Consider the following 5,172-nt stretch of genomic DNA (forward strand, 5'->3'; position numbering starts at 1 on the left):
ATCATACGGAATTCCGGCCAAAAGCACGGAAAAACCATCCCTATCATTGCTATGACTGCCAATGCATTCCGCGAGGACGTCATGAAGTCAGATGAGGCCGGTATGAACAGACACCTTGCTAAGCCCATCGATCCTGAACTTCTCTATCAGACTCTGGCAGAAGAAGCAGCAAAAAAGAGGCATTCCTGAAAATTTATTTCTCTCTGAGAGTCACTTTTTTTGCTGCCTGTCTCCGCTTTGTATCAGACATGGCAGAATAGTGTTTTCTCGTTGTATTTACATCGTTATGGCCCAGAACTTCCGCAACCAGATAAATATCATCTGTCTCCTCGTAAAGAGCAGTTCCATAAGTACTCCGCAGCTTATGCGGAGTAATTTTTTTCAGCGGAGTTACTTGTCTGGCATATTTCTTCACCAGATTCTGAACTGCCTGAACTCCGATTCGTTTTCTCTGCATGGAATAAAAGAGGGCATTCTCATGTCCTTCCCGCGGGATGATTTTGCTCCTGGAACCTTCTATGTACTGGAGCAGGGCATCGGATACCTCATCACCGAAATAGACCGTCATTTCTTTCCGGCCTTTCCGGATCAGGTGAAGACCATTATTTTTAAAATCCACGTCATTCATATCAAGGCCCACCAGTTCCGACACACGGATCCCTGTGCCTAAAAGAAGAGTAATGATGGCCAGATCCCTCTCTTTAGTTTTCTCATAATACATTCGTTTCTGTCCGGTTAAATTATCTCCGCCCTTCTCGATAAAATCCAGCAGTGAGGCGACTTCATCGGCTTCCAGCCGAATGATCTCTTTTTCATGAATCCTCGGCATATCGACGAGCAGAGTCGGATTAGTTTTTATGAGCTGACGCTTATAATAGTATGCATAAAATGTCCGCAGGGAAGACATCTTGCGGAAGATTCCCCTTTCTGTGTTCTGCATCCGTTTATCATCGGAGACATAAGTCTTTAAATATTCCATATATTCTTCTAGGTCTACAGACTCAATCCTGTCAAGATCCGCCGGTTTAAAATCTATAACAGTATAATTCTTATACACCGGATTCTCATCCATTAAAAAATGAAAAAAGACTCTTAAGTCATATGCATATGCGATCCGTGTGCGCACCTGAGTCGTCGTATCTATGGCGCGGAAAAATTGTTTTGCAAAAGGCGGCAGAGTCCGGATCAATTCTCTTAATTTCAATGTCTGCTGCATGCTCAGTTCATCATAGTAAGATTGAGGTTTCATTCTGTAAAATGGCTCCTTTCCGTATCAGCTTTCTGGAGTCCATTATATCATAAACTGTCTTCTGCCTAAAGCCTTACAAATTTATGGCAGTATGTTAAAATAAAAACGGAAGGAGAGATACTGTATGACAATCCGTACAAAAGAACTCTTTACAATACCAAACCTGATGGGATATTTTCGTATTCTGCTGATCCCGATTTTTATGTATATTTATTTAAATGCGCAGTCTGTGACAGATACCTGCCGTGCATTGTTCATACTTATTTTATCCGGCATCACCGACTTTTTTGACGGGATCGCAGCAAGGAAGCTTCATCAGGTGACCCAGCTGGGAAAAGCCCTGGATCCTGTTGCGGATAAACTCACGCTCGGTGCCGTGATCTTCTGCTTGATTCGAACAATTCCGGGAATCCAATACCTGTTTGCAGTATTTGCGGTAAAAGAACTGTATATGCTGGCAGGAAATCTTATCTCCATGCGATTTCATGGCAAAAAGCTTGACGGTGCCGCCTTTATCGGAAAAGCATCTACTATGATCACTTACTGGTGCCTGGCCTTTTTCCTTTTGTTCCCTCATATGCCCAGGCTCCTGCAGCTAATTCTGATGATGCTGTGCGGAGGCATGATGATCGCCGCAGGGCTTTATTATCTGCCAACATTTTACCATTTTATCAAGGGAGACTAGGAAGGATTTACCGTAAAATAAAAATGTTTCGCATTGCACTCATCACCGATATGAAAGAACTTTCAGACAGCATTGAAGAAGAAGTACTGCCAAATCCGGAAATGTGATAAAATAGTATATATCTATATGATCGGAGAAGCTTTCAATGCAGATAACCAGCCTTTATATTCATAACTTTAAATCCATCAAGACTATGCATTTGACTGATGTTGAAAATGCTCTGATTCTCGTGGGTAAAAATAATGCCGGCAAAAGTTCTGTTTTAGATGCAGTCAGAGCAGTGGGAGGACAGTATCAAATCACCGAAGACGATTTTCATCCATCCGGACAAAATATCGAGATAGGGATCACACTCTCCATTACCCGGGAAGATTTGAAAGTCCTCCATTCCGAGGGCATTGTGAGCCAATATAAGCGCTACGATGTCTGGGAAAAAAGATTTAAAGAACGGCTTCCTTCGTTTCAGGACGGGTGCCTTACGTTCTCTTTTATCGCCAACAGAAACGGCAGGATCTTATATCAGGACGGATTTCAGAAAAATAATCCCTATATTCCAAAGGTGTTTCCCAAAATTTATTATATTGACACGGAACGGGATATTTCCCAGATCCAGGAGGATCTGTTTATCAGCCAGGAAGACCGGCTGCTGACTCAGATGCGCTCCGACTGCTGCCTCTTTGACAGGAAAAAAAAGTGCACCCACTGTTTTCAGTGCATCGGCCTGATCAATCAAAAAATGCCGGAAGAATTGAATGCCTTTGAGGCTTCCAAATTATTCGAATATAAACTGTACCACCTGAACCTGGATCGTTTTGTGGAAAAGGTCAACACAAGCTTTCGCAAAAACGGCGGAGTGGGTGACGTATTTTACTATATGAATTATGATATGAATTCTCTCCTGAAGGTTCATTCTATGATTTACAGTCCCGAACATCAGGCCTCCAGAACCGTAGAGCAGCAGGGAAAAGGCATCCGCAGCATCTATATTTTGTCCCTTCTGGAGGCCTATGTGGAAGAGTCCGCGAGTATTCCATGTATCATCATGATGGAGGTTCCTGAAATCTATCTGCATCCGGAACTCCAGAAAACGGCAGGAGATCTGCTGTATAAACTTTCGGAAAAAAATCAGGTCATGTTTACCACCCATGCACCGCACCTGATCTTTAACTTTAACAGCCGGCAGATTCGTCAGATCCAGCTGGACAAAAATGCGTATTCCATTGTGCGGGATAAGACAGATATCGGCGGAATCTTAAATGACCTTGGCTATACAGCGGCAGACTTGATGGATGTGAATTTTGTTTTTATCGTGGAGGGGAAACAGGACAAAAGCCGTCTTCCTCTTTTGCTTGAACGGTATTATTCGGAAGTCTGTGATGAAGATGGCCGTTTAAAGCGGATCGCCATCATTACCACCAACAGCTGTACGAATATTAAGACTTATGCCAACTTAAAGTATATGAATCAGATATATCTGAAGAACCAGTTCCTGATGATACGGGACAGCGACGGAAAGGACCCGGATATCCTCGGAAAACAGCTCTGCAGATACTATGATGAGCGGAGTTTCTCCGATGCGGACCCTCTGCCGAAGGTCACCAGAAAAAACGTCCTGATCCTAAAGTATTATTCCTTTGAAAACTATTTCCTGAACCCAAAGGTTATGGTAAAATTAAACCTTCTAAAGACAGAGGAAGAGTTCTATGAGATTTTGTTTGACAAATGGCAGGAATATCTTCATCGCCTGCAGAGCGGCAGGCATTTGACAGAAATACTCGGAAGAACTTTGACATCGTCTGAGGATATCAGACAACATATGGAACAGATCAAAATTTATCTGAGGGGCCATAATCTTTTTGATATTTTTTACGGCCCCTATAAGAAAAATGAACGGGAGCTTCTGAAAAAATATATAGAATTGGCTCCGAGAGAAGACTTTCAGGATATCCTCGGTGCAATCGATGATTTTATCTACTTCAAGAGCAAAAGAACACAGGAATAGGAGGAAAAAACTATGGGCTGTTTTGGAAATATATTATGGTTTATCTGCGGAGGCTTTGTAAGCGGACTGGGCTGGTGCGCTGCCGGCTGCCTCTGGTGCATTACGATTGTAGGAATACCGGTAGGACTTCAGTGTTTTAAATTCGCTTCCCTAAGCTTCTGGCCCTTCGGAAAAGAAGTACGTTACGGCGGCGGCGCCGGTTCCATGCTTCTGAATATTATCTGGCTGATCGTCACGGGACTTCCCATGGCCGCAGGCTCTGCCCTTATGGGAGCCTTATTGTGTGTAACCATTGTAGGCATTCCTTTCGGGCTTCAGCATTTTAAGATCGCAAAACTGGCTCTGATGCCGTTTGGCTCTGAGATTTTTTAAAACACAGGAGAAATCATGAACGTTATACTTACTTCAATTAATGCAAAATACATCCACTCCAATCTGGCAGTGTACTGCCTGAGAGCTTTTGCAAAACCCTATCAGGACGAAATCACTGTCGCAGAATATACGATCAACCAGCAGACAGACGATATTTTGATGGATCTGTACAAACAAAAACCGGATCTTCTTTGTTTCTCCTGTTATATTTGGAATATCGAATATGTGGAACGAATCCTCCGCGAGATAAAAAAACTGTTCCCTTCCCTGCCCATCTGGCTGGGAGGGCCGGAAGTCTCTTATGATGCAAAACAAGTTCTCCTGAAATTTCCCGAGGTTACAGGAATCATGAGGGGAGAAGGAGAAGAAACATTTTTGGAGCTGCTTGACCATTATCACGGCAAGACAGAAGATCTCTCTCAGATTCAAGGCATTACTTACCGACATCGGGATCAGATTACAGAAAATCCATGGCGGCCTGTCATGGATTTAAGCATGGTCCCCTTTGTCTACCACCATCTGGAAGATTTTCAGAATAAGATCATTTACTATGAATCCAGCCGGGGCTGTCCTTTTTCCTGCAGCTACTGCCTTTCATCCATTGACAAGTGCCTGCGTTTTAGGGATCTGTCTCTCGTAACAGAAGAACTGCAGTTTTTTCTTAACCACAGGGTTCCCCAGGTAAAATTCGTAGACAGGACGTTCAACTGTAACCACAGACATGCCGCGGCCATATGGAATTATATAAAGGATCACGACAACGGCATCACCAATTTCCACTTTGAGGTGGCCGCCGATCTTTTATCAGCGGAAGAATTAGATCTGATATCCGGCATGCGTCCCGGCCTGATCCAGCTGGAAATT

General features: G+C 43.4%; 6 protein-coding genes. 5 read left to right on the plus strand and 1 reads right to left on the minus strand.

What is annotated here, in order from left to right; translation table 11 throughout:
• A partial coding sequence (locus QVP35_RS08765; RefSeq protein ID WP_288187833.1) for a hypothetical protein occupies positions 1-189 on the plus strand: 189 nt, incomplete at its 5' end.
• Between the two features lie 4 nt (positions 190-193).
• Here QVP35_RS08765 and QVP35_RS08770 read toward each other — a convergent pair.
• Complete coding sequence (locus tag QVP35_RS08770; protein WP_022261044.1) at positions 194-1,249, minus strand: tyrosine-type recombinase/integrase; 1,056 nt, start codon at positions 1,247-1,249, stop codon at positions 194-196.
• A gap of 124 nt (positions 1,250-1,373) precedes the next feature.
• On the opposite strand from QVP35_RS08770, the gene QVP35_RS08775 reads away from it, so the two are divergent.
• The 4 genes from QVP35_RS08775 to QVP35_RS08790 all read left to right on the plus strand — a co-directional run.
• Positions 1,374-1,934 carry a CDP-alcohol phosphatidyltransferase family protein gene (locus tag QVP35_RS08775; RefSeq protein WP_009289606.1) on the plus strand — a complete coding sequence of 187 codons (561 nt, stop codon included), beginning with the start codon at positions 1,374-1,376 and terminating at the stop codon, positions 1,932-1,934.
• Positions 1,935-2,079: 145 nt separating this feature from the next.
• On the plus strand, positions 2,080-3,936 hold the full coding sequence (locus QVP35_RS08780; protein ID WP_006566936.1) for an ATP-dependent nuclease: 1,857 nt from the start codon (positions 2,080-2,082) through the stop codon (positions 3,934-3,936).
• A 12-nt stretch (positions 3,937-3,948) separates the two neighbouring features.
• Positions 3,949-4,308: a YccF domain-containing protein gene (locus QVP35_RS08785; protein ID WP_006566935.1), complete on the plus strand. Its 360-nt coding sequence runs from the start codon at positions 3,949-3,951 to the stop codon at positions 4,306-4,308.
• A gap of 15 nt (positions 4,309-4,323) precedes the next feature.
• Positions 4,324-5,172, plus strand: an 849-nt coding sequence (locus QVP35_RS08790; protein WP_288187834.1) for a B12-binding domain-containing radical SAM protein, incomplete at its 3' end; no start/stop codon positions are given.

The sequence above is a fragment of the Anaerostipes sp. CAG:276 genome (genome assembly GCF_000432215.1).
Taxonomy (GTDB): domain Bacteria; phylum Bacillota; class Clostridia; order Lachnospirales; family Lachnospiraceae; genus Anaerostipes; species Anaerostipes caccae.

Bases quoted from the DNA above. Each gene is read 5' to 3' on its own strand.
- QVP35_RS08770 (WP_022261044.1), bottom strand. From the start codon at position 1,249: ATGAAACCTCAATCTTACTATGATGAACTGAGCATGCAGCAGACATTG.
- QVP35_RS08780 (WP_006566936.1), top strand. From the start codon at position 2,080: ATGCAGATAACCAGCCTTTATATTCATAACTTTAAATCCATCAAGACT.
- QVP35_RS08785 (WP_006566935.1), top strand. From the start codon at position 3,949: ATGGGCTGTTTTGGAAATATATTATGGTTTATCTGCGGAGGCTTTGTA.
- QVP35_RS08775 (WP_009289606.1), top strand. From the start codon at position 1,374: ATGACAATCCGTACAAAAGAACTCTTTACAATACCAAACCTGATGGGA.